The sequence below is a fragment of the Bradyrhizobium iriomotense genome, from assembly GCF_030160715.1.
Taxonomy (GTDB): Bacteria; Pseudomonadota; Alphaproteobacteria; order Rhizobiales; family Xanthobacteraceae; genus Bradyrhizobium; species Bradyrhizobium iriomotense.
This window is the reverse complement of the sequence record NZ_BSOW01000019.1, coordinates 132,238-157,355: the sequence shown is the minus strand read 5'-3', so window position 1 is coordinate 157,355 and position 25,118 is coordinate 132,238. Positions and strand designations below refer to the sequence as shown.

Here is a 25,118-nt window from a genome sequence, read left to right as displayed (position 1 = left end):
ATTTGCAATCGGTACGCAGCTGAACTTGATGGAGATCACCATGATCAAGTTTTTCCTCCCCGCGGTGCTTCTGACCCTCTCGATGTCCGCTCATGCTGGAGGAGCCGCACAGCCGTCACAGTCCAGCAGCAGCAACCTAAGTACCGCCGGAAACAGCCGCTTCCCCGTGGCCACGCAACCAAACAGCAACCCGTTCAGGAATCCGATCGCTCAGGGTGCGCCGCCTGCGGTTTCTGCCAACCCCGCCATAAACAGTAACCAAACGAATGTCCGCGCCCCGCAATGATTGGGGCTTGGGTACGTTACCGCCACTCCGCGGGGCCGAATTGCGGCGAGATGATCTAGCGTATTTCCACGCCCACAACGATCACGGACGTACCGCGGATCCTGTGATTTTCTCCCAGGACTTCCAATCTGAAGGAATCAAGAGATCCCGCCGCTGACGGCGCTCTGTAGTGGAAGGCCGGTCCGGAAATCCTCAGGCTGCCTGCTTTTGGTGGCTCAATGATCTTCACCTGATCGATCAGCATCGTATTGCCGCGAAGACCCTGCAAACACTCCGAAGATGAGCCGATGACAAAATTCCAATAGACGATATCCGCATTGAGCTCGAAGCCATCCAACTTCCAAATACAATTGCCGGCAGAAGCCGGTAGCACACCGAGTTCCAGCAGCATTGCGATCAGAGATGGAAACAGCAATCGTCGTCGATTCACCTGCGCCTCCTGAAAGCTTGCCGATCGCGATTTGCATCGTCGCAATGCGCGTGCTCGCGTCGGTTCGTTCGCCGCGAAGTCGAGGCACGACAGCACACTGCCGACACGAGAAGCTGGCAATTGATTTTACGGCGCGCTTCAGGTCATCCGAAAGAGGTAGGGACCCTAGCCCGAATGGTAGCGTGAAACGGTACCCGCCGAGAGCGAACTCAATGCACCGCGGCGTAGAGGATCTTGTCCTGCGTGGCCTCGGCGGCGTCGAACTCGGCGACGATGCGCCCGGTGCGGGCGACCAGGATGCGGTCGGAGACCGCAAGCACCTCCGGCAGGTAGGAGGAGATCACGACCACCGCCTTGCCTTCGTCGGCGAGCCGTCTGATCTCGGCATGGATGTGCGGAATGGTGCCGACATCGACGCCGCGCGTGGGCTCGTCGAAGATGATGATCGAGGGATCCTGCACCAGCGTCTTGGCCAGCACTACCTTCTGCTGGTTGCCGCCGGACAGCTCGATGATCCTTGCCTTGCGCTGGAGCGCGCTGATCTTGAGACGCTCGACCCAATAGTTGGCTAGCTTGCCGCGCCTTGCGCGCGACAGGAGGAAGCTAAAACCTTTCTTGGTGGCGAGCTTGCCGAGATAAACGTTGTCGTCGACCACCATGGTCTCGAAGAAACCGTTGGCCTTGCGATCCTCGGTGATGTAGGCAATGCCGTCGTTGATCGCCTGCCGCGGCACGCGGTAGCGGATCGGCTTTCCGCGCAGGCGAATGGTGCCGCCATTGATCAGGTTTCGCTTCAGCGCGCCGTAGATGACTTTTGCGATCTCGGTGCGGCCCGAGCCGATCAGACCGGCGATACCGACGACCTCGCCGGCATAGACCGAGAACGACATGTTCTTGACCGCCATGCCCATGGTGACGTTCTCGACGGTCAGCACCTTTTCGCGGCGCTGGTGCGTTTTCTCCTTGCGGCCATAAACGGCCTGCGCCACCTCGCGGCCGACCATGTGCTGCACCAGGCTATCGCGCGTGAGCTGTTTTGCCGGCGCGGTGATCACCAGCCTGCCGTCGCGCAGCACCGTGATGCGGTCCGCGATCTGGAGCGATTCCTCCAGCGCGTGCGAGATGTAGATGATCGACACGCCACGGGCGCGCAGGTCGCGCACCAGATGAAAGAAATGCACGATCTCTTCGGGCGTCAGCGATGCGGTCGGCTCGTCGAAGATGATGATGCGGGCCTTGTTGTAGATCGCGCGCGCGATCTCGACCATCTGCTTCTTGGCGGTACCTAGCATCGCCACGGGCGTTGCGGGATCGACGTGGAAGTTGAGCGATTGCAGGAGCTGCTGGGCCTGGATGTTCAGCGTGCGAAAGCGCGTCAGGAGCTTTTCGTTGCCGAGTTCGATGTTCTGCGCCGCCGTCATGGTCGGCACCAGGCTCGTCTCCTGATAGACCATGCAGATGCCGGCGTTCAGCGCATCGCGCGGCTGCTCGAAATTGGCGGGCTTGCCGTCGAGCCGGAACTCGCCGGAGGTGAGCCCGATCGCACCCGCGATCGCCTTGCACAGCGTCGATTTGCCGGCGCCGTTCTCGCCGACCAGCGCATGCACCTCCCCGGGATAGAGGTTGAAGTTGACGCCTTCGATGGCGTGCACGCCGCCATAGATCTTGCTGCCGCCGATGATCTCGAGCACGGGCTCGGCTGCGCCGTTGGCGAGATTGGCCCCGTCGCTCATCTGAGCTCTCCCGAATGGAGCAGAAGACAGCCGGTGCCGCGTGCGGCGATCACCACGCCCTGGCGCACCTTGCAGGCGGCCGTGACGCCGTGGAAGCGGCCGCCGGCACGGCTGTGCAGGCTTTCAGTCGCCTCGCCCTCGGCGTCGAGATGCACGAGCAATCCGTAGGAGCGCGGCGGCGCCCACGGCTTCTGGATGCCGAGCGCCTTGACGCCGCCGATCTGCATCGGCTCCAGGCAGTCGGCACCGCCGGCAAGCGCCGGCGCGATCCAGTAGTTCTCCGGCATCGTGCGCATCATCTCCTTGCGGAAATCGTCTTCCTTCAGCACGAACTCGATGAGATGCGTGCGCCGCGCGAACAGGCCGAGGAAGAAGCCCCGATTGCCGTCAGGATGCAGCCTTGCGGGATAGCCCGGCAGATTGCCCGCAATGACCTCGCCCTGCCCGAGGCCATCGGCGGTCAGCGGGAAGCGGCTGAGGCGATGGGCCCAGCTTTCGGTCAGCCACAGGCTGCCACCGTCCGCAGAGACCGCGACGCCATAGGGATACGGCAGGTTCCGCAACGGCACGGATGCGTTCCCAAGGTCTGATCCACAGGCGATCAGCCGGCCATTGCCTTGCTTCTCCATCAGATCGCGCCGCCACTGATCCGGCGTGCGGCCGGTCGAACCCTCGACCGCGAAGATGCGCCCGTCCGGCGCCGCTGTGACCGACAGCAGACCTGACAGACCACGGCCGTCGACGGTCTCCAGCCAGCGCGGGCTGGGGTTGGCTGGGTCAATCGCCGCGAGGCCACGTCCGGCGACGCAAACCAGCAGTCGCCCGTCCGGGTGGATCGCGAGCCCACCCGCCTCGCCGTCGAACTCGGCAACCAGCGTCCGTGTCGATAGATCATCGCCCGAGAGCTTCAGGACCCGCTTGCCGGCGGACAGGTAGAGCGCGCCGTCCGCGGCCGCGACGACGTCGTCGATGCCAGGCAAGGGCTCGCCAATCACCGTGCAGCCATCGAGCCGGTCGTTCGGGCTGAGCGCGCCGTCGAGCGGCGGGATCGCGTTCTGGCCGCCATCGCGATCGATGACGCTGCGGATGTCGCGCAGGAGGTGATCGAAAAATCCCATCGCTAACTCACCACCCTGCTCTTGTCGCCCCAATAGGCGTCATAGCCGGTCCAGCTCTCATCGACACCGTCGAGCTTGATGCGGCCGATGCGGTTGTTCTCGAGCCCGCCCAGATAGAGATAGCCCTTGTGCTCGCGCATCGAGGTCAGCGTCGAATGCGAGATGCCGGTCGGATCCCACCAAGATTCCAGCGCCTCGCCCTGCTCGTTGAACTTCAGCACGCAGCCGTGGTTGAGCGCCGGCGCGAGCCATTCGTCGGCAGGCACCTGCTTGACCATGCGCAGCCGGAAGCCCGGCTTGCGCACGGAGAGATCGAAGGTCGGCGTGCGGATACCGACCAGCGCCAGCCAGTAGGTGCCGTCGGAGGCGCGATTGATGTTGTCGGGGTTGCCCGGCAGCTCGTCGATCAGGACTTCGGTCTTGCCCTTCTTCGGTCCTTCGATCCAGTAGCGGAAGACCTTGCAGAGCGAGGTGCTCGCGATCAGCACAGACTTGCCGTCGTGCGAGACGCAAACGCCGTTCGGGAAATAGAAATGGTTGATGATCGTGCGCGTCGTCTTGGTCGCGGGGTCGTAGCAGACCACACGGCCGTTGGGCCTTGCTTCGAGGATGTCGAGCGTGTTGGTCGTCATCTCGTAGCGCGTGGTGCAGTCGCTGAAATAGATCTTGCCGTCGGGCGCGATGTCGAGGTCGTCGGCCATGCGCAGGCGGGAGTCGTCGTTGAGCTTGTACCAGGTGCGGTTGGTCTCGTCGGTGACCTTGAACACGCGCTGGTCCGGCGCGATGCCGTAGACGCCCATGCCGGCCACCGCGACGATCAGATTTTCGTCGCGGTCGAACTGCATGCCGAGCGGCCGGCCGCCGATATGGGCGAACACCTCGCGCGTCTCGAAGTTCGGCCCAGAGAAGCGGATCACGTTGCCGTCGCGGGTCGAGCCATAGACCCGGCCCTGGCGGTCGAGGATGACGTCTTCCGGTCCCTCGACCTGGTCGAGCCCGATCGCCTGCGCGCGGATCAGCCGGTCGTTTTGGGCATAGGGCGAGGCCGCCCCCGGCTGCACCGATGGCGCCGGCGCTAGCGCCACATAGGCGGGGTTCACGTAGATCTTCTGGATCGCCTTGCCGCGATTCTTCGACCATTTGACGTCGATGCCGACGGCGGCGAGCAGGATCATGCCCGTCACCGCCGAGGTGACGTAGCCGGGAATGCCCATGCGCACGAGGCCGTTGATGAGGAGGAAGATGATCAACGCCCCGATCATCGCCCGCCACACCGTGCCCTTGCCGCCGGCGAGCGAGATGCCGCCGAGCACGACCGCAGTCAGCGCCTGGAATTCCCAGCCCACGCCGGTCGTGGAATCCGTGCTCGCCTGCCGCGCCGCGTAGAAGATGCCGCTCGCCGCGCACAGCGCGCCCGACAACACGTAGGTCAGGAACAGCATCAGCCGGACACGAATGCCGGCGTGCCGCGCGGCCTTGCGGCTCGCGCCGATCGCGGTCAGGTGCCAGCCATAGCGCGAGCGCGACAGGAAAATATGGCAAACGAGCAGCACGACGAACAGCGTCGCCGCATTGACGGGAATGCCGAGCACGCTGCCGCCACCGATGAAATCCCAGGCATCGCTGTCAACGGAATTGGTTGCAAACACCTGCGCGTAGCCGGTATTGAGCAGGTTGACCGAGGCGCGCAGGATGATCAGCGTCACCAGCGTGGTGAGGAACGGCCGGGTCTTCAGAAAGCCGATCAGGAAGCCGTTGATGCTGCCGAGCACGGCGCCGACGGCCAGCGTCGCCACGACGACGAGACCGACCGGCCATTCCATCACCAGCAGGAAGAACAGCGCGGCGAAATTGCACAGAGCGAAGATCGCGCCGACGGACAGATCGATGCCGCCGCTGATCAGGCAAAATCCCATGGCGAGCGCCACGAAGCCGAATTCGGCGAACAGCCGGAGCAGCGATAGCGTGTTCTGCACCGAGGCATAGTCGGGAATCGTGAGCGCGAAATAGAGCCACAGGCCGATCATCACCGTGAACGGCACGACCGGCTCGAACCATTGCTTCAGCAAGAGCTCGGACAGCAGCAGGCGGGGCGAGAACCGCCGCGCCGACATTGTAAGAGACTCGGCAAAGGCTTCGATCGTCGACATGATCCTGGCACTCCCAAGCAGCCGGCGTGCGACGGCGCACACCGGCCAACGTTCAGGTCAGCTCTTCTTGGGAAGTGCGAAGCAGTTGGCGCCGGAGGCGTTGGTCTTATCGAGCCAGACCGGCCGCGTGTAGAACTCGAGATTCCGCGTGCCCGGCTTGTCGCCGAGCATCAGCAGCGTCTCGGCGGCGAACATCAGGTCATGGCCCTGCTCGGTCGCCTTGTAGCTCAGGAATTTGTAGAAATTGCCGGAGTTGACCTGATCGCAATCGAGCGAGGAGCCCTCGCCGGAGGCGAACACCTTGACGTCGTCGATCTTGCCGGCATTGCGGATCGCTTGCGCGGCGCCCGACTCCATGATGCCCCAGAAGCCGATCGAGGCGCAGAGATCGGGATGCTGCTGGATCACGGTGGCGGTGATGTTCAGCGCGGTGTTGGCGTCCCAATTGGCAGCCTGGTTCGAGACCACCTTGATGTTGGTATCCTTGTTCAGGACCTCCATGATGCCGCCGACCTGGTCGACGCTGGCCGCCGCCGTCAGCTCGCCCTGCACGATCTGGACCTTGCCGGACTTGCCGGTGCCCGTGCCGCACGCCTTGACCACTTCGGTCGCAAGCATCTTGCCGATCTCGCGCCAATCTGCGCCGACGAAGGCGCCTGACTTGTAGTTCGAGGACATGTTGATCTGGATGACATGCGTGCCCTGGCTCTCGGCGCGCTTCAAATCCTTCATCAGCAGCGTGACGCTCGGGTTCTGCACGATCAGCACGTCCGGCTTCTGGTCGACCAGCGCGGTCAAGGCCTGCTGCATCGCCGACGGGTTGTTGTTGGGATCGCGGACGATGAACTTCATGCCGCGCCACTCGGCCTCTTCCTGCACCACCCGGCCCCATTCATCGGAGAGGGGAACGCCGAGCGCGATCGGCAGGTATGCGATCGTCTTTCCTTGCAGCGACTTGTCGTAAGACGCGCGAAGCTCGCGCGCGGTCTTTGTGCCGCCTTCCTCCTGTGCTGCCGCCAACATCGGCAGCGCAACAAGCGCCGCAGCTGCCGCCGCGATCGTCCAGAACTTCCTATTCATGGGATCCTCCTCGTCCTGTTTTTGATTGTCGAAAACGGGATGCCTTGACCGGCATTCCTCGTTAGTCACCTTGCCGTGCCGTCTCCTCGTCCCGCGGATGCAGGAAGTTGTCGAGCACGATGGCAGCGAGCAGCACCACGCCCTTGATGATGTTCTGCACCTCGCTGTTGACGTCCATGATGGTGAAGGCGTTGAGCAAGGTGCCGATCAGGATGCAGCCGACCACGACGGAGAACACGCTGCCGCGCCCACCGATCAGGCTGATGCCGCCAATCACGACGACCAGCACGACGTCGAAGATCATGGTGCCCTGCGTGATCGCCATCTGCATGCTGCCGGTCGTGCCGACCCAGACGAGGCCGGCAAGCCAGGCCAGGAAGGCCACCAGCGAATATTCAAGGACGATCAGCGGCCGCAACGGAATGCCGGTCAGCCGCGCCGCTTCCGGATTGTCGCCCTGGGCATAGATGAACCGGCCGATCGAGGTGCGCGACAGGAACAGGTGCATCGCGATCGCCGAGACGGCGAACACCAGGATCGGCACGGGAATGCCGAACAGCCGCCCGGCACCTGCGAACATCAGTCCCGGTGCGTCCCTCGGCGCATAGACCACCCAGGCCGGCGCAAGCCAGAACGCGAGGCCATAGATGACGAAGCCCGCCGCGAGCGTCACGAACAACGGCGGCGCCTCCACGAACGCAACCATGACGCCGTTGATCACACCGATCAGCAGCGCGATCGCGAGCGCCAGCAGGACGGCGGCTCCGACCGGCATGCCGCGCTGCATTTCGATCAGGCCGATCGCCCAGCAGCCCGCCAGAGTCGCGACTTCGCTGAGATCGATCCCGCGGCTAATCACGATCAGCCCCATGCCGAGCCCGAGCACGCCGAGGATTGAAATGCTTCGCAACAGATTGAGCAGGTTGGAAATGGTCGCAAAACCGTTCAGCGTGAAGCCGAACACGATCAGCAGCACGATCGTGATCAGGAGAACGATCTGCTCCTGGTTGGGCTTGGCGATATTGAAGGGGATGCGAGGAGTGGTGGCCGGAACAGCAACACTGCGCGATGCCAAAGGCCACCGCATTTGTTTCCTCCCACTCTTATTTTGGTTGCGAGTGTAGGAGCGACAACCAGTATTCGTCAAATATATTTCTCAAATACGAGCAGATCACGCTCTCGCGATCATCGCATCGCCGACGATCGGTGTTTGATACTTAGTTTGATTTGACGCGATGAGACTCCCGTCTCGCTGCGGGTAAAATCCGAAGTGGCTACCATCACAACCAAAAGGTGGGGATTTCCACGAAACGGCATATTCGCAAGGCGCGGCAAATCTCGTTGCCGCGAAAAGCGGCATCAGGCCAGTGGACTCTTTGACGGCCCGGGTACGCGCGGCGGGCGCGGCCGCGAACGGCTGTCCACCGCCTTCGGCAACTTATCCGGCTTGAGCTTGACGACCGCGCATTTGGGGTCCGGCGGCGGCGCTTCATCCTGGCTGAAGATCAGTGTCGCCTCGAACAGCACGTCGGGCGCCTCCTTGGCGCGCCCCGAACAGGTCGCCATCGCGCCGGTGCAGATGCCGGAAAGTTTGACCTCAACCTCGTCCAGTCCAAACACAGTGGGCATGCCGTCGGCGTAACGGCGAGTGGTCAGCACAGCAGTGAAACGATCCTGGTCGACCTGGTAGGAGCCACCATAGGTGAAGAAGCTGTCGCTGCCCGATATCCGGCCCTGCGCGAGGTGCACGATCCCCGTCCCCTGGCCACGCGAGGTCCTGAACCATGCAGCGTATTTGCCGTCTTTCAGCATGGAAAACACCCGCAATAAAAGTCGCGCATATTTGCTACCAAGTCTGGGGCGCGACAATGGCGGATCGCACGGCGGTTCGGCCACGGTTAACGCTTCTCAAACCAATTCACACAAGTTGCACGCACTGACACGGCTCCTTACCCGGAAGGTGCTGATTTGCCAGACAGGCAAGCCGGTCGCCCTACTTCACCTCGGCGAGATAAAGACCCGTGTCGAAATAATCGGACGCCCGCACCGCGCTGGCGACGCCGGCATCCGCCATGAAGAAGTCGCTGACCTGCTGAAGCCACTTCACAACGGTGCCGTCAGAATAAAGCCGCTTCCACTCGCGCGATGAGTAGAGCTTCTGCGCCTTGAAAGCCTCGGTGATGTCGGCAACGGCTGCCTGCGTGTAGTGGTTCTTCTGCAAGCTTTCCGCTGCCGCCGCGCCGTTACGGACCATATGGTCGTTCGCCTCGACCCAAGCCCGGATGATGCGGACAAGGACATCCCTGTTCTCCGCATCGTAGCCCGGCCGCGCCACCCAGCCGCCGAGCACGGCAGATTGCGGGAAGAAGGCCGAGGCATCCACCAGCTTGACCGCGTCGGGAAGCGCCGTGCGCACGGTGATGTTGAAAGGCACCCATAACGCCACGGCCGGGACATCGCCGGCGATGAACGCCTGCACGGCGGCCGACATGCTGCCGTCGACGATCTCGACTTCGGACGGCGCGACATTGTTGGCGCGCAGTGCGCGGTCGAGAAAGATGTGCGCCGTCGTCTTCCGGGTCGTTGCGATGCGCTTGCCCCTGAGATCGGCAAAACGGCTCACGCCCAGCGCCGGCCGGACCCAGAGCTGGGCGGTTGCAACCTCGATGTCGTTGATGAGGAAGCCGCGGCCGCGGCCGAGCGCCAGGTAGTTGGAAATCACCCCACCGGCCGAGGCCACGTCGAGCTGGCCTTTCGCCATGGCCTCGAATACTTCCGGACCGGTATTGAACTCATGCAGTTCGAACTCGATCCCATGCCTGTCGAACGCGCCGCGGTCGATCCCGGTCCAGATATGGCCGTCGACGGCGACCACATGGAGGTAGCCGAGCCTGACCTTCGCGCTGGCTTGCGCGATCGCAGGCGCGGCGAGCGTGGATGCAGCCACAAGCGTCGCGGCACGCGTGAGCAGTTGCCGCCGGCTCATGGACAGCCCGCCCCTGGTGCCGCCGACGCTCATGCGGCCCGCCCCGGATTCCCGGCCGCTTTTCGGAAGCGCTGCGCATGGTATTGCGCGACGCTATCCTTGGGATAGTCGTGCAGGAAGCCGGACAACCGGACCACGGCGGTCTCATCTGCCTCCAGCGCAATCGCAGCGCGCACTTCGTCCCAGCGGCGGCACATCGCGATCTCGGCGTCGTCCGCGCGCGTGAGCTCCCCGCGCAGCTCGCTGACCTCGATCGCCTCCGCAAATCCCTTCGGCCTGATGCTGTCGACGCTCCGGAACAGGAACACGTGCCGAGCGCGATCGCGAACGGCGGAGCTGACCAGCACACGCGTACCATAGTTCTTGTTCAAACCTTCCAGACGCGAGGCGAGGTTGATAGTGGCACCGAGCGCTGTGTAGTTCATCCGGTCGCTGGAGCCGATGTTGCCGACTACGGCGTCGCCGACGTGAAGGCCGAAGCGGGTGTCGTAGGGCGGCCAGCCTTCGCGGCCAAAATCCTTGTTGAGCGCCTCGTTTGCCGCAATGCACGCCAGGACGGCACGGCAGGCATTGACGGTGTGATCGGGATCGTCGGCCGGCGCATTCCAGAACGCCATCACGGCATCGCCGATATATTTGTCGATGGTGCCCTGGTGCCTCATGATCTCTTCAGACAGCGCGGCGAAGTAACGCGAGGTGTAGATCATCACCTGCGACGGATCGGCCTTCTCCGTCTTGGCGGTGAAGTCGGCAACGTCGGTGAACAGCACCGTCACCTGGCGCCGCGATCCGCCGAGGCTGAGCGCGGATCCCGTCTCGATCAGCTGCCGCACGATCTGCCGCGGGATGAAGCTTGCGAAGCTGCGGACCACGCTGCGCATCGTGAACACCGAACGGCCGAGCTCCTCGACCTCTGCGATGACCGAGTGGATTCGCGGCCGCTCGGCGATCTGAAAGCGCTGGATCTCGTCGGTCTCCTCAGCCAGCTTGCGCAGCGGGCGCGCCATCAGCGACCCCAGCCAGAATGCGAACGGAAGCGTGCCGCCGACAAAGGCGAGCGCAAGCGCAAACAGCGTGCGACGCTCATCGATAATCCGGGAATAGAACTCGTCGAGCGGCGCGATCATCGCGAGGCGAATATTGGCGGAGCCCGCCGTCTCGAGCCGGTGCACGGCCGCGACGTAGACGCGTCCAGACGCGTCTGCAAAGAATTGCTGATCCGGCCCGCCTTCTCGCCACGATCGGATGACCGGCTCCGCGGCGGGCAATTTCAGTGCGCCGAGCTGCGGCAGATCGTCCTGCCGCTCCGGTATCTCCGCCATCAGCCGGCTCATCTCGGGATGCGCGACGATGTGGCCGGAATCGTTGAACAGGAATGCCAGGCCGGATTGGCCGAGCTTCTGCTGCGCCAGCATATCCTCGAACCGGTTGAGCAGCATATCGCCGGCGACGACACCGCGGCGCCCCTCCTTGAGCGGCGTCCGCAGCGTGTAGCCGGGCTCGCCCGTCGCAAAGAAGACGTAGGGGCCGGTCAGCAGCGTCTTGCCGTTCCTGAAGGCCTCGACATACCACGGCCGCGTCCGCGGATCGTAGCCATTGGGGCCGGCCACCTCGGCCACCTGGATCAGGTTTTCCGACAGGAAGATGGTGGCCGGCGCGGCGCCACCTGTGCGCGATATCAGGACCAGTCGGAAGGCCGCGTCCTCGTCGACATGCAGGCTCGCCCTGAAGGCCGGCTTGGCGCGGTCGATGACGTCCATCTCGAGGAACGAGCCATCCTCATAACCAATATAGAGATTGAAGAGGTGCGGATTATTGCGCAGCATCGCCGCCATCAGGCTGTAGAGCCGCGAATTGTCCGCGATATCTGCCTCCTGGATCGCCGGCAGGCCAGACAGGACGTCGAGATTGTCGCGAACGTTCTTGAACTGCTCATCGACGTGGTCAGCGCCGAGCTGCGCCACCTTCTCGATGAAGCCGCTCGCCGCCGTCCGCGTGATCAGCGTGACCCGCTCGAAGCTGAGATAAACCAGCGCCAGACCGACGAGCAGCATGACCGCCACGAACACCGTGATGATCGATGTCTGAAAGCCGATGCGAAATGAACGCTTGCCAGTGGTCCGGTCTCCGGTCATCGGATCGTCCTGCGCGCCTCCTCTAATATTTGCGAACGATCGGCTTCGCCGACGCCGGCTCTGGCGCGGCAGGCGAAATCGCGAACGTCACCCACGCTGTCCAGGTGCTGAGCCGGTTCTCGACCTCCAGGTCCTTGTAGCCCCTGAGATTGAGATAACCCTGGTAACCCTCGGACAGCGGAATGATGAATCCGACCTGCGGCCCGATGCCGATCGCCTGCCCCTTGAAGCCACCAAGCTTCGCCCCGGGGCCGCGGTCGTCCGTAAGCTGCTGGAAGAAATAGCCGGCAACACCAATGTGGACGTTTTTGGTCACGAACTGCGACGCGGCCCAGTCGACATGGAAATCGATGCCGTTCTGGTACTGGAGGAACGGATTCTCGAAATTGTAGGTGAGCCCGCCGACGACGGAGAACTCATGTCCGGTCTTTAGATCGAGATACGTGTAGCCGGCACCCGCATCGACCGCAGGGAAGCCGAAACTCAAATTGGCGAGGCGGCTGGAATCATAGGTGCCGCTCGGAATGTTGCCAACGACGTAAACCATCTCATTGTGGACGCCTTGATTCCATTTGAGGGTGCCCTGGTAGAACACGTCGGTCAGCGTCGTGCGGTTGTCTGATGCGCTCCCCGAGATGGTGTTTCCCCTTGGTCCGGTCAGCGTGGCATCGATTCCGATGCCGACATTTCCTGGCGCGGCGAGCACCGTGAAGGCAGCTTGGCCGCCGAGCACAGACATCGGCGACGTGTAAGTGATGCCTTGAACCAGTGCATCCACGTGCGCGTTGATGCCGGCCGCTACCGACCCGCGCGCCCCTCCACTGGTGACAAAATTCTGCCCCGCCCCGGCATTGCCCTGCAGATGGATGTAGATCGTCGAGTAGGCCCATCCCGGCATCCCCGGCACCGCGGCAAGGCTGCCGAAGATGCCCGGAAGCCAGAAGCTGACGCCGCCAGCGTCGGCGAGCGCGGGCTGAGGCGCGACGCCGGTTGTTGCGAGCGCCGCCAGCAGCGCGGCCTGTCGAATGTGTCCGATCATGTCGCGTCTCCCCACTTGACGTTGCACCCACCCAAATCACCTTCTCGAAACGAGGGCGCGGACCCGCTACTTCGTAGCCCCGCCCACAGTCGTCGCCACACGCTCGACGTCCGGCAGCTTCCAGCTGTGGTCGAACAGCGGCTTCTCCGGTCCGTAGAGGCGGAACAACAGCTCGAATTTTCGCGCGGCATCGGTCGGCACCCAGTTGGCCTCCTTGCCCTCCGGCGCCTTCGGGCCGAAATAGACATCGACCGAACCGTCGACATTCTTCTGGATGCCGGCGCTGATCGAGGCGCGACTTGCGCGGGGCATGTTGCGCACCAGCGCGTGCGTCTCGCGGTCATAGACGGTCGCCGACCAATATTGCTTGACGGGCGCGTTCGCCGGCACGGTCAGGCGATAGGTGGCGGCGCCGTCGAACGGCTGTCCGTCCCTGTCCTTGTTGGCCATCAGGTAGTACTGCGCCGTGCCGACGCGCTTGATGCCGGTGAAACCGAGCGTGTAGGTGACCCCTCGCACGTCGACGGGATAGGTGCTCGGGTCGGCGTATCCGGTGCTCGCCGCCTTCACCATCTCCGCCACCGCGGCCGGGAACCAGCGGATGCCCGGATTGATCACGGCGAAGCCGGCGTCATAGCGCTGCTCCAGCAGCGCATGCGCCTCGTGTGCGGCCTGATCAAGCAGCGCGAGCGTCTTCTGATCCGGGTTGAACATCTTACCCTTCTCGATGCCGATGGTCGCGAGTTGATCTATCATGGCTCGATCGCGATCGAGCCAGGGCTCGTTCTGCACCACGCGGTCGAGGTTGCGATAGAAGCTTGAGTCATAGGGAATCGTGGAATCGAACAGGACATCATAGGCGTCCGTGAAGTTGGTCGGCAGCGGATTTTGAGCTTGAGCGAGCGGATAGACCTTGACCAGCTTGCCATGGCGACTGACTTCGCGACATCCGCATCGCCATGGCCGGCGAGATTGGAGCGCAGCAGCGCGAAGCCGCTGAACGTGTCGGACTGAAGCGCAATGTAGCCCGCTGGCGCCTCGCCCTTGTAGCCCGGCGGCAGAATCAAATACTTCCCGCCCTGGCCCTTGTCGGCGCCTTCGGGACCTGCGTCCTCCAGCGGCATCTGCCAGGCGGTGACGATATTTCCCGCGATCGAACCGCCTTGCGCCGGCGGAATCTCGATCACGATCGGACCGTCTTTCACGTTCCAGAACGACATCAGATAGATCGCATCCGGATTGGGGGTCAGCGTCTGGTTCTTCCAATTCACCGGCTTCGACCAGTAGACGATCTCATTGACCTTGGCCTTGGTGCTGGTCAGCATCGCCTGGAGCATCAGATCGGTATTCACCGCGGGCATTGCCCAGATCATCGCCTCGACCGCGCGGCGCTGGATGTTTCGCGCGTTGAGGTCCTCGGAAGAGCGATCCTGTGCGTACGCACTCGCGGTCACCAGCATGATGGCAATTGCTCCAACGATGGTTCGCCTCATGATCGCCCTCCTTGTCCTCATCTTCAGCTCACCGGTTGCGGCTCCGGGAATTTCCACGTTCCGTTCAAGATCTCCTCGCGTGGCCGGTAGAGCCGCACGGTGTAGTTCCAGCCCTTCATGATCGGCAGGCAGTTCGGAATCTTGCCGTCGCAGCCTCCGAACTGGACGGCGACCGAGCCGTCCGCCGCTTTCGTTGCGGTGATGTTGTTGAGCGAGTAGGCGTTGAGATCGTTCTTCTGGAAGTAACCCTCGGCGTTGTAGAGGCTGATCGACCAGAAACCTTCGACCGGCACGTTGCCGGGGACGGTCAGCTTGTAGACCGTAACGCCATCGTTCCTGGCCGGCTCGACGCTGAGATAGGTCGCGTCCTTATCGGGATTGCCACCCCAGCCCGCAGCGGTCCCGATCAGGTGCCTGACCGGATCGACCTCGCTCTTGGCACCGAAAGCTCCCTTGAAACCGCCTGTGGCGGAAGCGAGCACCAGCAGCGCATCGCGAATCTTCTTCTGCGAGGCAGCATCCCAGTTCGGCACCTCGAAGCGACCGGCATCCTGCTGGCCGATCGTGGTCGCGTCCTGGAGCGCGTGAACCTTTTCGACATCCTTGGGGTCGTTGGGATCAACCAGCGTCCGCAACCCGATCAGCACATAGCGCGTCCCGACCTGCTTCCGGTCGAAAGTATAGCTCCCGGCACGATACTCCACGTCGCCGACGATATAATGGTCCTCGTTGACCACCATCAGGGAGCGAAAGCGCTTGCCCGCGTCCGGCAATGTGATCGTTGCCGGGCCGGCATCGAGATCGAACACGACCATGGAATACAGCGTGTCGCGATTAGACCGGATAACACCCTGCTTTTCGATCTGCATCGGCTCGCGATGGTGAAACAGCCTGCCGGTGCCCCCGGCATCCTTGATGCCATTGCCGAAATAGAGATCGGATTCCGCGCGGGCGAAATTGTCCACGGTGACGGGCACAGGCGATTGCGCCAGCGTCGGCGGACCGATGAGCATCGAAACCAGGATCGTGATAACAGCTTGTCTCATGTCATTGCCTCAAAACGGATTCACATAGTTGAGGATTGCGAGCTGCCGCAGGATCACGCGGCGAACGATGTGGGTCGGCTTCAGGTGCTCTGTGTAGATGGCCGCAGTCCCCGCGCTACCCGCCGGCAGCCGTCGCGTAAAATCAGCGTCGTCGAGCCTGACCCGCACCACGAAGGGGGCCGCCTCGATCGCGCTCGGCATCACGGCCGTGCCGGATGTCCGGGTCTGGCCGGGCGCGATCGCCTGCAGCACGCTCTCGACCCTGCCGGGGTAGATCTGCCCCGGCGCGAACTTGAAGGTGGCTTCGACTTCCTGACCGGGCGCGATGAAGCGCGCATCGATCTGATTGATCTGCACGCCGATGATGGTCACGGACGTGTCGATGAACGCCATCACCGGCGATAGCGGCAGGTTGGCGACGCGCGCGCCCTTGAGCAGCGCAAGGTTGGTGACATAGCCGTCGCTCGGTGCGCGCACGACGGTCTTGTCGAGATTCCATTGCGCGGATTCGAGCTGACCGGACAGCTGATCAACCTCCGACTGCCGCTGCTCGACATCGAACCCGCGCCCGGCATCGCGCTCGTAGAGCTGCGTCATCTGCCCGAGGCGCGTCCTGGCGAGCTTGAACTGTGCATCGATCGCCTTGACTTGCGCGGCGTAGGGTGTCGGGTCGATCTTGAACAGGACGTCGCCGGCCTTCAGCGGTGCATTCGCGACTACCGGCACATCGGTCACTTCGCCTGCGACGTCAGGCACGATCGAGACCGCGTTGCGCACGACGAGCGCATCGCCTTGCGGGGCGCCCCAACCCATCGGGACCAGCAGCCCGAACATCAGCAGCACCAGCACGATCGCCGGCGAGGCCTTCCAGAACAGGTTGAAGCGCACGATCCCGAAGTGCACGAGCACGAACAGCAGCACGAGGTAGGTGTTGAAGATCGCGATCCCCATTACGCATCCCCCGCCTTGCGTGAGGGCACGTCGACATGGGCCCAGATCAGCGCGATCGGCCATAGTGCGAAGCCGAAGAACAGCGTGACCCAGCCTGCAACCGTCACGGCTTGCGCCCATGGATGGTTGCGCGAGGTCGCGATGTGCCCGGGCAGCCATCCGGCGATGCATACCACGCCAATCGCGCTCGCGAGGAGAATCACCAGCACGATCCAGGCGAAGATGTCGTAACCGCTCATCGCGATGACCTCGCGCTCATCGATCCATCGGCAGCCTGGTCCGCCCTCATTGCGCTGCCCCCGCACTGCCGTGCTCGAATGCGAATACCGTTCTCCAATCCTGCTTCATGTCGACGACGGTCCAGCCGCGCTGCATCGCCTCGTCCAGCGCCTTGTCGAGCTTGCCGACTTTCGACTGGCGGTCGTAGGTATATTCGCGCTGCGCGTCGGTGTGATGGACGATGCCGAGAAAGCGCGCGCCGGGTCCGGCCGCGGTCCATTGCAGCATCTGCTGGTCGCCATCCGAATTGCCGAATGCGAAGATCGGCCGATGCCCGATGAAGCGGTTGATGCCGGACGGCTTGCCCGGCCCGCTATCGACGAACTCGACCTTGGCAAGCTTCATCAGCACCGGCCGGCCATCGGGACCGCTCTCGAACCGCGTGACGCCGGAGGAGCCGACCACCTGCTCCGGCGGAATGCCGTACGTCTTCTCGGTCCACACCCGCATGAACTCGACGCCGCCGCCGGACACGATGAAGGTCTTGAAGCCGTTGGCGCGCAGATAGCCGAGCAATTCGACCATCGGCTGGTAGACCAACTCATTGTAGGGACGGTTGAACCGCGGATGTCGCGCCTTTCCGAGCCAGTTGGAAACGGACTGCGCGTAGGCGTCCGTGGTCATGCCGCTGTGCGCGGCGGCGACCAGCGTCAACAGGCCTCTCTGGCCCTGCGCCGCCAATGCTGCCTTGTCGTTCGACAGGAACGCCTTGAACGGCTGCTGCCTCCATTCGGGATGCGCTTTCGCCATCGAGCGGACCTGGTCGAGCCCGAAGGCCAGCTGGAAATAGATCGGCTGCTCGCACCACAGCGTGCCGTCATTGTCGAACACGGCGATGCGCTCGGACGGCGGCACGAAAGCCGTGCCACCGTCTTTCGTCACGCGCGCGACGAAGTCGGTGATCGCCGCTTTCGCCGCGCCGTCATTCCAGGACGGCAGTGGATTGGCCTGGGCCGATGCATGCCACGCAAAGACCGACGCGAGCACTACGCCGACGAGTACCAGACGAAGCGGGGCTGCTGCGACGCACCACCGCCACCGCGGCAGCCGCTTGCACGCATCACGCTTCGGCTGCCTCGTCTTGATCCAGCTCGCCACCGTCAATTGCTCTGCACGGCGTCGAAGCTCTGCTGCATTTTCTCGACCATCTGATCGATGCTGAAGCTCGAAGGCCGCTGGCTCGGCGGATACTCCTTGAACGTCGTTAGGAACTGCCCGAGGATCGTCGGTCCGCCGATCATGACGCCCGCCGCGTCCGACATGAGCCAATCATAATAGACGTTGGACGTGACGTCGGCGCGCTCATAGGGATCGGAGCGCAGATTGAAGAATTTCGGGACGCGGAGCTTCGTGAACGGTTCGGCCCAGATCCGCAGCGTTCCCGTCGCTCGCTGCTCCTCGAAGACGATCTTCCAGTTCTCGATGCGAGCAGCAACCAGATCGCCATCGTCGTTGAAATAGATGAACTCCTTGCGCGCGCTGTTCGGCTGCTGTCCGGTGAGGTAGGCAAGCTGGTTGTAGCCGTCGAGGTGGACCTTGTAGGTTTTCCCGCTAACCTGATAGCCGGTGAGAAGCTTTTGCGTGATGTCTGGATCGCCGGCAACGGCAAGCAGCGTCGGCATCCAGTCCAGGCCGCTCACGATCTCGTTCGAGACGGAGCCGGCTGCGATCCGGCCGGGCCACCGGATCATGCAGGGAACGCGGAATGCGCCTTCCCAATTGGTGTTCTTCTCGCTGCGGAACGGCGTGGTCCCGGCATCCGGCCAAGAGTTCTGGTGCGGACCGTTGTCGGTGGTGTAGATCACAATCGTGTCGTTCGCGATGCCGAGATCGTCGAGCGATTTCAGGATCGTCCCGATCGTCGCATCGTGCTCGATCATCCCGTCGGCGTATTCGGTGCGCGAATTCAGCCCGGGCTTGTCGCGATGATCGGCGCGCACATGCGTGCGGAAGTGCATGCGGGTGGAATTGAACCAGCAGAAGAATGGCGTGTTGGCCTGGGCCTGGCGCTTGATGAAGTCGATGGCGGCGACTGATGTCTCGTCGTCGATCGTCTCCATCCGCTTCTTCGTCAGCGGGCCGGTATCCTCGATGGCCTGCTTGCCGACCCGTCCGAAGCGCGGGTGTTCGGTCGGATCGTCGCGATCGGTCGCCTTGCAACGCAGGACGCCGCGCGGTCCGAACTTCTGCAGGAATCCGGGATCGCGGGGATAGAACCAGTTCTCGGGATCCTCCTCCGCGTTGAGGTGGTACAGATTGCCGTAAAATTCGTCGAAGCCGTGCACGGTCGGCAGATATTCGTTGCGATCCCCCAGGTGGTTCTTGCCGAACTGGCCGGTGGCGTAGCCGAGCGGCTTGAGCAGCTCGGCAATCGTCACGTCGCGCGCCTGGAGACCGACGGCCGCACCGGGAATGCCGACCTTCGACAATCCCGTGCGCAGGGTGCATTGGCCGGTGATGAACGAAGATCGCCCCGCCGTGCAGCTTTGCTCGGCGTAATAATCGGTGAACATCATGCCTTCTCTGGCGATGCGATCGATGTTCGGCGTGCGATAGCCCATGACGCCGAAGGAATAGGCAGAAAGGTTGGCCTGCCCGATGTCGTCGCCGAAGATCACGAGGATGTTGGGCTTGCGACCGGGCGACGGGCCCGCAGTCGCCGCGGGCGCGGCCTTCTGGGCCTGTGCCAGTGCCTCCGACGTCAGCGTCGCGGCCGCGACGATCGATGACGTGCCCAAGAGGAGATGTCTGCGATTGATCGTCTGCTCAGCCCGGGACTTGTTGTTCTTATTCTCCAATTCGCTGCTCATGCGATACTCCTATGTTGCAGCAACTCCTTCTCGTTCGCGACCAACGCCAAGCGGCGATCTCACCACGCACCTGAACCCGACATGGCACGTCGACGTGTCGACGGGTTCTGCATGCCGCGCGGCCGGGCGATAGCGGCGGCAGTAGTTCGGTGCGCACAGATGCGAGCCGCCCTTCAGAACTTTACGAGGGATTCGGATGCTTGGTTGACATGGATCAAAACTCGCCTCCTCCCGACCGCCGCGCGGATTCAGCGGGATGCAGCAGGGCTTCACTGCGTCGGCTTGATGCCGTGGCGACCACCAGTCCGAGGTCCACTCCCAGACATTGCCGATCATGTCGTAGAGGCCGTAGCCGTTCGCAGGAAAGGCCATGACCGGCGAGGTACGCTCGAACCCATCCTCGCCGAGGTTCTGGACAGGGAAGCTTCCCTGCCAGATGTTGGCCATGTGCCTGCCGCCCGGCGTCAGCGTGTTGCCCCAGGCGAATTCCTCGCCGTCGAGCCCGCCGCGCGCGGCGAACTCCCATTCCGCTTCGGTCGGAAGGTCCTTGCCGGCCCAGCGCGCATAGGCGAGTGCGTCGCTATAGGAGACGTGGACGACCGGATGATCGTCGAGACCCCCGAGATTGCTCTTCGGACCGTAAGGATGCCGCCAGTTGGCGCCGCGCATGAAAGTCCACCACTGGCTCCAGTCCCTCAGATCGGTGATGCGCGGAAGCGGCAAGAACACCAGCGAGCCGGCATAGAGCATGTCGCGCACCGCGCCGGGATAGTCCTTCGGGTCAGGGACGATCTGAGCCTCGGTGACATGGCCGGTCGCGTTGACGAACTCCTTGAATTGCCCGTTGGTCACCGGCGTCCGATCGATCCAGTAGCCGTCGACCGAGACGCGGTGGCTCGGTGCCTCCTCGGGATAGTGATGATCGGAGCCCATCAGGAAGGTGCCGCCGGAGACGAACACCATCTCGCCGGTCCGCGTGTCGTCCGGCCGCCACACGCAGTGATCCATGTCCACCCGCAACATGGTCAAACTCCACATCGTTTCCGCTGCCTCAGAGTGAGGTAGTCCGGAGATGTCGGCGGTTGCGGCTTGCGCGTCTCAGGCGGCACATTGCTTGAGTTCCCCTGTCTGCCGGAGGTTCGAAGAGCCGATGGCCCCTGCCCTCCTTTTCTCTGCGCGCGCGTCAGTGCGCACGCAGCCGGCCTTGCGGCGCGTGATCCGCTTTCGGCGGATGATCGCGACGAAAATCATTGAGGTTGCAAAGGCTAACTCAAGTTTCGCGCGCTGACATGTGCAAATCGTGCCAGCGCGCCTTGCGTGCAGACGCAACGCGTTAGCGCGCGATGATGAGATTCTTCCGATCGTATCCGCGCAGCCCTGAGCACCTCCCCTATAAATCAAGGAAGATTTTCCTCAACTTCGGAGAGAGTTCGTCGCGGCGGTGTGATGACACGGGACTGCTACTTGCCGCAGAATCAACACGCTTCGGCGCCACGCTCAGGAAATGGGGACGCATCTACTGGTTGATTCGCGACGGCTCGACGGCTTCGAAGGGCTCCATCAGGCTGTCCACGGGACCCATGTCGACGTGATGCAGCTCGGGCGCGGCAGGCTCCGCGGCACGTTGTCTCACGTGGGCATCGGCGATTTTTCGCTCAGCATCGGCTCCTTCAACGTCGGCATGCGGACACAGCGGATCGCCAGCGACGACAAGCTGATCGTCGGCATGCTGCTGACGGCCGAAGACCGGGTCAATCACTGGTCGTTCGATATGCGGCCGACCGACGTGCTGGTCATGCCGCCGCTGGTCGAGCATGACGGCATCTTCCACGGTGCCTCCGCCTATGCGGCGATGCGGCTCGACCTCGACGAAGTTGCCTCGATCTTCGGCGGCGAGCCGCGGCTTGCCGATCCCGAAAGCTGGCGCCACAAGAACCACTTTCGCGCCGATCTTGACGTCGGCCACGTCGCCGCGTCGCGGCTGAGCCGGATCGTGCTCCAGCTCGGCTCGCATGACGGCGCTCTTTCAGCATCATCTGCCGAGTTCTGGAAGCGATCGATCGCCGAGTGCATGGGAATGACGATCCTGTCCTCATTGCCGCCGGACGGAAACGCACGCCTGCCGTCGGCGCGACGGATCATCCGCAAGGTCGAGGATTTCCTGGAGGAAGCCGGGACCCGTCCGGTCCATATCTCGGAGATTTGCGTCGCGCTTGCCGTGCCGCGTCGTTCGCTGCACCGCGCCTTCAACGAAGTGTTCGGCGTGGGGCCGGTGACCTTCCTGCGCCACAAGCGCCTGTGCGCCATCCACTCGATCCTGCGCGAAAGCATTCCCGGCACGACGACGGTGGCAACCGTCGCAATGCAGCAGGGCTTCTACGAGCTCGGACGGTTCTCGCATTACTACCGCGCGATGTTCGGCGAGTATCCGTCGCAGACGCTGGGCGTGCCGGTCGGCGAACTCATCGACCAGCAGCTTTGACGGCGGCCTCCAAAGCGGCTTGCCGGCCGATCCGGCGGCATTACGCCCTGCGTGCTGCGCATTGAACCTATCCCGGATAAAGTGCACCAATAACGAGAGTGATTCTGGTCACATTTCCTGCAGCCACCCCCTGCTACGCGGGGACGCCAGGGACCTTTTGAATTGGATGGGAAAGCTCATGAGACGCCTTATCGGTGCCATGGCCGGCGTGTTTTGCCTTGCGGCGCCCGCGTGGGCCGAAACTCCGGCCGCGATCGTCGAGGACGTGCAGGGCAAGGTCGACGGCGTCGAGTTCATGGACTACGTGGCGCCCGGCAAGGTTATCAAGCTCGGCCCAAAGGGCACGCTGGTGCTCGGCTATCTCAAATCATGCTGGCGCGAGACCATCACCGGCGGGGTCGTCCTCGTCGGCGCCGAGCAGAGCTCGGTGCAGCTCGGTGACGTCCAGCGTGTCAAGGTGCCCTGCGACGCCAACGCTGCGCAGCTCTCCGAGCGTGAGGCCAATCAGAGTGCGGCAACCACCTTCCGCACCATGCGCTCCGACACGAAGGGCGCGCCGGCAAAGCTGCCCACGATCTACGCCGTCTCGCCGCTGGTCCAGGCCAAGAGCGGCAGCACGCTGGTCGTCGAGCGCACCGACGGCAGGGAGCCAACCATCACCGTACCGCTGAAGAGCGATAGTCTGGTCGCGGGGAAGTTCTATGACTTCGCAAAGGCCGGCAAAACGCTGACCCCCGGCGGCACCTATCTCGCGACCTTGGGCGCGCGGCGCTACACCTTCCAGGTCGACGCTCACGCGACCGCGTCTGCGACGCCGATCGTCGGCCGCCTGCTGCGGCTCGAATAGGCGGCGCGCGACGGGGCGATGCGAGGGATCGGCAGGCGGGACATCGTTGCGGCGATCGTGATCGCGCTGCTCGCCGGTGCCGTCTTCACCTCGTCGCCTCTCAGTACGCTGCAAGGGCTTTCGCTCGACATCTTGACAGCCCTGCGCGCAACGTTTTTCAGCGATCGTCGCGATGCCGCGGCCTCGCCCGTCGTCGTCATCGCGATCGACGACGAAACCTATGACACGCCGCCGTTCAAGGGTTCGCCGACCCTGATATGGACACGTGAGATCGGACGCGTGATCGGCGCCGTGGTCGATGGTGGAGCCAAGGCGATCGGCTTCGACGTCATCTTTCCGAGCTCGATCGAGCAGTCGGAGATTCCCTTTGGCGATGCGCCACTCGGCGACCGCATGAAGGGCTTTGACCGGGACTACCTGATCGCTCTGCGCAAAGCATCCGATGCCGGCAAGCTGGTGCTCGGCGAGAGCCTGAGCAACGTCCGTCCGGACGTTCCGTATCGCGCGCAACAATTGGCGGTGAAGGGTAATATCCGCGCGCTCAACGTCAACACCGACCCCGACGACGTGATCCGGCGAATGCCGCTGAGCTTTTCGATCGAGGGCAAGCAGGTCCCCGCGATGGCGGTCGAACTGGCCTCGCGCGCGCTCGGCGCAAAGCCGGAGCTTGCGCCCGACGGCAGCGCGGCGCTAGCCGGCTATGCGATCCCGAGCGCCGAGCCGAACACGCTGACGCTCAATTTCCGCGGAGTCGGCCGCGATGTTCCGAAGTTCTCCTTCGCGGATTTGCGCGCCTGCGTCGAGAAGGGCGACGGCGAGTTCTTCCGCCGAGCCTTCGATGGCAAGGTCGTCATCCTCGGCAGCGCGCTCAACGCCGATGACCGCAAGCTAACCTCGCTGCGTCTTGCCGGTGGCTATGACGGGACGCCCGCGCCGCGCTGCGCCCTGCCCGCCTCCGCAGGGAAAGCACCGGCAGCGCGCAGCGATATCGCGGGCGTCTTCGTGCACGCGACCGTCGTACGTAACCTGATGGAGGGCGACGCGGTGAGCGAGCTCGGCTTTCCCATGCGGACGATCCTCACGATCGCCATCGCGGGGATCATCGCATTCGCTTCCTGCCTGCTTGCGCCTGGCCGCGCAATGCTCGCTTATCTTGCTCTCATGACCGTCCACACCGCTTGCGCCGTGAGCCTGTTCGTACGTGGATTGGCGCTTCCGCTCACCGAGCCGGTACTGGCAGGGCTTGCCGCGGCTGCCTTGATGATCGGCTACCGCTTCATCATCGCAGATCGCGATGAACGTTTCCTGCGCAGGAGCTTTGCACTCTACCTCGCCCCGCAGGTGATCGAGGGCATGGTGGCTTCTGGCAAGATGCCCGCACTCGGCGGCGAGATGCGCAACGTCACCGTGTTCTTCTCCGATCTCGCCGGTTTCTCCTCGATCGCCGAAAAGATGACGCCGGGCGAGCTGGTCGCGCTGATGAACGAGTATCTCTCCGCCATGACCGACGTCATCGAAAGCCATGGTGGCTACGTCGACAAATATATCGGCGATTCCATCGTGGCGGTGTTCGGCGCCCCGGTCGCCGATCCCGATCACGCCTGCAACGCCGTCCGCACGGCGCTCGCGTGCAACGCACGGCTCGACGAGCTCAACCGCAGCCATGCCGCCTTCGATAGCCTTGCGCACCGTATCGGCCTCAACACCGGTGAGGCCGTGGTCGGCAATATCGGCTCGCGCCGCCGCTTCAACTATACCGTCATGAGCGATACCGTGAACGTTGCCTCGCGCCTCGAAGGCGCCAACAAGTACTTTGCGACCTCGATCATGGCCTCCGAGATGACGGTCGCGCAAACCGCCGACAATTTTGTCTGGCGCGAGCTCGACGCCGTCCGTGTCAAGGGCCGCGGCGAGGCGATCAGGGTCTATGAGCCTCTGGCCACGCGAGGCGCGGAGACGCCGGAGCAGGCAAAGACGGCAACAGGCTATGCCGAGGGGCTCGACTATTGGCGGGCGCGCGAATTTGCAAAAGCCGCAGCTTGCTTCGAACACCTGGCTGCGACCGATGCGCCATCAGCGCTCTTTGCAAGACGCGCAACGGAACTCGCAGCGAATCCGCCACCGGCCGGCTGGAGGCCGGTCAACACGCTGGAAGGAAAGTAGCGCCCTAAAGCATGATCCGGAAAAGTGTGAAACGGTTTTCCGAAAAGATCATGCGCAAACGACAACCTGAAGCGCGATGATGATTCATCC

General features: G+C 63.4%; 22 protein-coding genes. 4 read left to right on the top strand and 18 right to left on the bottom strand.

Features of this window, described 5'->3' with window-relative positions:
* Nucleotides 1-40: 40 nt before the first annotated feature.
* Nucleotides 41-286, top strand: coding sequence for a hypothetical protein (locus tag QQL28_RS26335; RefSeq protein WP_284270143.1), 246 nt, complete (start codon nt 41-43; stop codon nt 284-286).
* A gap of 55 nt (nt 287-341) precedes the next feature.
* Here the strand turns inward: QQL28_RS26335 and QQL28_RS26330 are convergent, their stop codons facing one another.
* From QQL28_RS26330 to QQL28_RS26250, 18 genes are all read right to left on the bottom strand, one after another.
* Entirely contained in the window at nt 342-716 is a 375-nt protein-coding gene (locus QQL28_RS26330) for a hypothetical protein (protein ID WP_284270141.1), read from the bottom strand.
* Nucleotides 717-925: 209 nt separating this feature from the next.
* Entirely contained in the window at nt 926-2,449 is a 1,524-nt protein-coding gene (locus tag QQL28_RS26325) for a sugar ABC transporter ATP-binding protein (protein WP_284270139.1), read from the bottom strand.
* Nucleotides 2,446-3,567 (bottom strand): SMP-30/gluconolactonase/LRE family protein, encoded by a 1,122-nt coding sequence (locus QQL28_RS26320; RefSeq protein ID WP_284270137.1) that lies wholly within the window; start codon nt 3,565-3,567, stop codon nt 2,446-2,448. The genes QQL28_RS26325 and QQL28_RS26320 overlap by 4 nt, the downstream gene beginning before the upstream one ends.
* A gap of 2 nt (nt 3,568-3,569) precedes the next feature.
* Nucleotides 3,570-5,717, bottom strand: coding sequence for an ABC transporter permease (locus QQL28_RS26315; protein WP_284270135.1), 2,148 nt, complete (start codon nt 5,715-5,717; stop codon nt 3,570-3,572).
* A gap of 57 nt (nt 5,718-5,774) precedes the next feature.
* Nucleotides 5,775-6,797 carry a sugar ABC transporter substrate-binding protein gene (locus QQL28_RS26310; protein ID WP_284270133.1) on the bottom strand — a complete coding sequence of 341 codons (1,023 nt, stop codon included), beginning with the start codon at nt 6,795-6,797 and terminating at the stop codon, nt 5,775-5,777.
* Between the two features lie 61 nt (nt 6,798-6,858).
* Nucleotides 6,859-7,884: an ABC transporter permease gene (locus QQL28_RS26305; protein ID WP_284270131.1), complete on the bottom strand. Its 1,026-nt coding sequence runs from the start codon at nt 7,882-7,884 to the stop codon at nt 6,859-6,861.
* A gap of 272 nt (nt 7,885-8,156) precedes the next feature.
* Nucleotides 8,157-8,609, bottom strand: coding sequence for a hypothetical protein (locus tag QQL28_RS26300; RefSeq protein WP_284270130.1), 453 nt, complete (start codon nt 8,607-8,609; stop codon nt 8,157-8,159).
* Nucleotides 8,610-8,790: 181 nt separating this feature from the next.
* Entirely contained in the window at nt 8,791-9,816 is a 1,026-nt protein-coding gene (locus QQL28_RS26295) for an ABC transporter substrate-binding protein (RefSeq protein WP_431309643.1), read from the bottom strand.
* Nucleotides 9,813-11,918: an adenylate/guanylate cyclase domain-containing protein gene (locus tag QQL28_RS26290; RefSeq protein ID WP_284270128.1), complete on the bottom strand. Its 2,106-nt coding sequence runs from the start codon at nt 11,916-11,918 to the stop codon at nt 9,813-9,815. Before QQL28_RS26290 ends, QQL28_RS26295 begins: the two co-directional genes overlap by 4 nt.
* Nucleotides 11,919-11,940: 22 nt before the next feature.
* Nucleotides 11,941-12,957: a SphA family protein gene (locus QQL28_RS26285; RefSeq protein WP_284270126.1), complete on the bottom strand. Its 1,017-nt coding sequence runs from the start codon at nt 12,955-12,957 to the stop codon at nt 11,941-11,943.
* Nucleotides 12,958-13,023: 66 nt separating this feature from the next.
* The gene (locus tag QQL28_RS45945; protein ID WP_348522520.1) at nt 13,024-13,713 is read right to left on the bottom strand and encodes a DUF1214 domain-containing protein; all 690 of its coding nucleotides are present in this window, start codon (nt 13,711-13,713) and stop codon (nt 13,024-13,026) included.
* A complete protein-coding gene (locus tag QQL28_RS45940) occupies nt 13,710-14,450 on the bottom strand; it encodes a DUF1254 domain-containing protein (RefSeq protein WP_348522519.1) in 741 nt (246 codons plus the stop codon). The genes QQL28_RS45945 and QQL28_RS45940 overlap by 4 nt, the downstream gene beginning before the upstream one ends.
* Nucleotides 14,451-14,473: 23 nt before the next feature.
* Nucleotides 14,474-15,496: a DUF1214 domain-containing protein gene (locus QQL28_RS26275; protein WP_284270125.1), complete on the bottom strand. Its 1,023-nt coding sequence runs from the start codon at nt 15,494-15,496 to the stop codon at nt 14,474-14,476.
* Nucleotides 15,497-15,505: 9 nt separating this feature from the next.
* Entirely contained in the window at nt 15,506-16,447 is a 942-nt protein-coding gene (locus QQL28_RS26270) for an HlyD family secretion protein (RefSeq protein ID WP_284270123.1), read from the bottom strand.
* The gene (locus QQL28_RS26265) at nt 16,447-16,686 is read right to left on the bottom strand and encodes a DUF3302 domain-containing protein (protein ID WP_284270121.1); all 240 of its coding nucleotides are present in this window, start codon (nt 16,684-16,686) and stop codon (nt 16,447-16,449) included. The genes QQL28_RS26270 and QQL28_RS26265 overlap by 1 nt, the downstream gene beginning before the upstream one ends.
* A gap of 46 nt (nt 16,687-16,732) precedes the next feature.
* Complete coding sequence (locus tag QQL28_RS26260; protein ID WP_431309646.1) at nt 16,733-17,713, bottom strand: HAD family hydrolase; 981 nt, start codon at nt 17,711-17,713, stop codon at nt 16,733-16,735.
* Between the two features lie 113 nt (nt 17,714-17,826).
* Complete coding sequence (locus tag QQL28_RS26255) at nt 17,827-19,536, bottom strand: arylsulfatase (protein WP_284270119.1); 1,710 nt, start codon at nt 19,534-19,536, stop codon at nt 17,827-17,829.
* Between the two features lie 9 nt (nt 19,537-19,545).
* Nucleotides 19,546-20,559 (bottom strand): formylglycine-generating enzyme family protein, encoded by a 1,014-nt coding sequence (locus QQL28_RS26250; protein WP_284270117.1) that lies wholly within the window; start codon nt 20,557-20,559, stop codon nt 19,546-19,548.
* A gap of 481 nt (nt 20,560-21,040) precedes the next feature.
* On the opposite strand from QQL28_RS26250, the gene QQL28_RS26245 reads away from it, so the two are divergent.
* The 3 genes from QQL28_RS26245 (at nt 21,041) to QQL28_RS26235 (ending at nt 25,028) form a co-directional block, all read left to right on the top strand.
* Nucleotides 21,041-22,018, top strand: coding sequence for a helix-turn-helix domain-containing protein (locus tag QQL28_RS26245; protein WP_284270115.1), 978 nt, complete (start codon nt 21,041-21,043; stop codon nt 22,016-22,018).
* Nucleotides 22,019-22,196: 178 nt separating this feature from the next.
* Nucleotides 22,197-22,865: a hypothetical protein gene (locus tag QQL28_RS26240; RefSeq protein ID WP_284270113.1), complete on the top strand. Its 669-nt coding sequence runs from the start codon at nt 22,197-22,199 to the stop codon at nt 22,863-22,865.
* Nucleotides 22,866-22,883: 18 nt separating this feature from the next.
* Nucleotides 22,884-25,028, top strand: coding sequence for an adenylate/guanylate cyclase domain-containing protein (locus QQL28_RS26235; protein WP_284270111.1), 2,145 nt, complete (start codon nt 22,884-22,886; stop codon nt 25,026-25,028).
* Nucleotides 25,029-25,118 lie beyond the last annotated feature (90 nt).